Source organism: Acinetobacter sp. AL9 (assembly GCF_041464035.1).
Classification (GTDB): Bacteria; Pseudomonadota; Gammaproteobacteria; order Pseudomonadales; family Moraxellaceae; genus Acinetobacter; species Acinetobacter towneri.
The window spans coordinates 1-474 of record NZ_JAYFSK010000172.1 but is presented as its reverse complement, the minus strand read 5'-3'; the positions used below and the strand labels follow the sequence as shown (position 1 = coordinate 474).

Genomic DNA, 474 nt, shown 5'->3' with positions numbered 1-474 from the left:
CCTGGAGGATATGGGCCTGCGCCCCCAGCACAGCCACCACGAGAGCGGCCACGGCCAGAACGAGATCGATTTCCGCTATTCCGACGCCTTGCGGGCGGCGGACAATGTCAATACTCTCAAGAGCACGGTCAAGGCCATCGCGGGCAGCAACGGGCTGTTTGCCTCCTTCATGCCCAAGCCCCTGGCCGACCAGGCGGGCAGCGGCATGCATGTGAACATCTCGCTGACAAGAGACGGGCGCAACCTGTTTGAGGGTGACCCCGAACCTGACAGCGAGGCCGGGCACTTTATTGCCGGGCTGCTGGCCCATGCCCGGGAGCTGACGGCCTTCTGCAACCCGGTGCCCAACAGCTACCAGCGCTTTGGCAGCTGCGAAGCCCCCCAGTATGTGAGCTGGAGCCGCCAGAACCGCAGCCAGCTGGTGCGCCTGCCTTCGGCCAAGGGGGAATTCTGCCGTCTGGAACTGCGCAGCCC

At 65.2% G+C, this 474-nt stretch carries 1 pseudogene; it reads left to right on the top strand.

The features are described from left to right. Positions 1-10 precede the first annotated feature (10 nt). A pseudogene (locus ACEO2X_RS14160) lies at positions 11-474 on the top strand (type I glutamate--ammonia ligase); the annotation flags it as partial.